Here is a 2,206-nt window from a genome sequence, read left to right as displayed (position 1 = left end):
GTGACGGCATAGGCCTGCTTGAGGTGGTCGAGGGAGGGGACGAGAAGGTCTGACATCATTCGCCTCGCGGATACCTTTTGCTCTCTTCGAGATTGTCGAGGTTCATGTGATTGCGCATGTAACGCTCGGACGCTTTTTGCAGCGGCTGGAAATCCCAGGGGTAATAGGCGCCGTTGCGCAGCGCCGGATAGACGACCCAGCGGCGCGCCTGGTTTTCGCGGACAGCGGCGTCGAAGCCGGCCATGTCCCAGCGCGCCTGGACCTTGTCCATGAATGCCGCCACCAGGCCCGCATTGGCCGCGTCGTCGGCCAGATTGTCCCGTTCGAGCGGATCGGCTTCGAGATCGAACAGTTGCGGCGGATCGAGTTCACAATGGACGAATTTGTATCTGCCGTCGCGGATCGCAACCAAGGGCGCGTTGGACCCTTCGGCCGCATATTCCATCAGCACCGGCGCGGTGCGCTCAATACCCTTGGTGAGCGGCAGCAGCGACTGGCCGTCGGTCCACGGCGCGATTGCAGCGATGTCGATGCCGGCGAGGTCGCAAAGCGTCGGCGCCACGTCAAGATTGGAAACCGGCGTCTCGATCAGCCCGGCGTGAACGCCCTTGCCGGCAATCATCAGCGGCACGCGCGCCGAGCCCTCGAAGAAGCTCATCTTGAACCATAGGCCGCGCTCGCCGAGCATGTCGCCGTGGTCCGAGCAGAACAGGATGATTGTGTCGTCGGCCATGCGGGTGCGCTCGAGAACATCCAGGATCTCGCCCAGCTTGTCGTCGACATAGGAGATGTTGGCGAAATAGCCCTGCCGCGAACGACGCACCTGTTCCGGCGTGATCTCGAAGGAAGGATAATCGCTGGCGTGGTACAGCCGCCGGGAATGCGCATCCTGCTCGTCATGCGCGATGAACCCGGTTTCCGGATCCAGCGCCTGGCAATGCTCATAGAGATCCCAATACTGCTTGCGCGCGACATAGGGATCGTGCGGGTGCGACAGCGAGACGGTGAGGCACCATGGCCGATGGCTCGCATCGTCCTGTTCGCGCGAAAGCTGATAGAGCTTCTGTGTGGCTAGGAACACGACCTCGTCGTCATACTCCATCTGGTTGGTGATCTCGGCAACGCCGGCGCCGGTCACCGAGCCCAGATTGTGATACCACCAGTCGATACGCTCGCCGGGCTTGCGGTAGTCCGGCGTCCAGCCGAAATCGGCAGGGTAGATGTCGGTCGTCAGCCGTTCCTCGAAACCGTGCAACTGGTCCGGCCCGACGAAATGCATCTTGCCCGACAGGCAGGTGTAGTAGCCGGCGGCGCGCAGATGATGGGCGAAGGTCGGGATCGATGAGGCGAATTCGGCGGCGTTGTCATAGACGCCGGTGCGCGACGGCAATTGCCCGCTCATGAACGAGGCACGGCCCGGTGCGCAGAGCGGCGACGCCGTATAGTTGTTGGCAAAGCGCGCCGAACGCGCAGCCAACGCTTTCAGATGCGGTGTGTGCAGAAAATCCGCCGGGCCGTCCGGAAACAAGGTTCCGTTGAGCTGGTCGACCATGACGATCAGAAAATTGGGTCGCTTCGTTGTCACTGTTTGCGCCGCTCGCCGAGTTTTGTTTCGAGATAGTCCTCGACCAGCGCGATTGCGGTCGCGGCATCAGGCACGCCGTCTTTCAGCGCCCGCCTGATGTAGAGCCCGTCGATCATCGCCGCGGTCGCTTCGGCGGCGCGGTCGGCCTCGGCCCTGGGCAGGATGCCGACAAGCCCGCTCATCAGGTTCGAGTGCAGCCGCCGCGCATAGACCCTGAGCAGCCGGCGCAAGGCCGATGATTTCTGCGCCTCGACATAGAAGGCGAGCCAGGCGGCGATGGTTTCCGGCTGGAACTGGATGTCGGAGAAGTTGACGGCGACCACCGCCGAAACGCGCTGGCGCGCGGTACCAGCCGATTGAAGGGCGCGTCGCATGTCGATGGTCAGTTCGGCCAGGATGTGCCGCATCGTCGCCAGCAACAACTCGTCCTTGGCGCCGAAATAGTGATGGGCAAGAGCCGACGAAGCCCCGGCGCGTCCGGCGATCTCGGACATGGTGACGTCGAGCGAGCCGCGCTCGCCGATCGCCGAGATCGTCGCGTCGATCAGCGCCTTGCGGCGCAGCGGTTCCATTCCGACTTTCGGCATCTCGCGATGATCCTTTGAGAAAACAGGATTATTT

Annotated in this window: 2 protein-coding genes; both read right to left on the bottom strand. The window is 62.8% G+C overall.

Features of this window, described 5'->3' with window-relative positions; genetic code table 11:
- Positions 1 to 55 precede the first annotated feature (55 nt).
- The gene (gene betC, locus EN750_RS30830) at positions 56 to 1,585 is read right to left on the bottom strand and encodes a choline-sulfatase (protein WP_127380077.1); all 1,530 of its coding nucleotides are present in this window, start codon (positions 1,583 to 1,585) and stop codon (positions 56 to 58) included.
- Positions 1,582 to 2,172, bottom strand: coding sequence for a transcriptional regulator BetI (gene betI / locus EN750_RS30825; protein WP_127398981.1), 591 nt, complete (start codon positions 2,170 to 2,172; stop codon positions 1,582 to 1,584). Before betI ends, betC begins: the two co-directional genes overlap by 4 nt.
- Between the last annotated feature and the right edge of the window lie 34 nt (positions 2,173 to 2,206).

The sequence above is a fragment of the Mesorhizobium sp. M7A.F.Ca.ET.027.03.2.1 genome (assembly GCF_003999175.1).
Taxonomy (GTDB): domain Bacteria; phylum Pseudomonadota; class Alphaproteobacteria; order Rhizobiales; family Rhizobiaceae; genus Mesorhizobium.
The sequence above is the reverse complement of the archived record's forward strand: the minus strand, read 5'-3'. Positions and strand labels throughout refer to the sequence as shown.

What these genes read in the sequence shown, in the direction of transcription:
- betI (WP_127398981.1), bottom strand. Translation starts at nt 2,172, where the DNA reads ATGCCGAAAGTCGGAATGGAACCGCTGCGCCGCAAGGCGCTGATCGAC.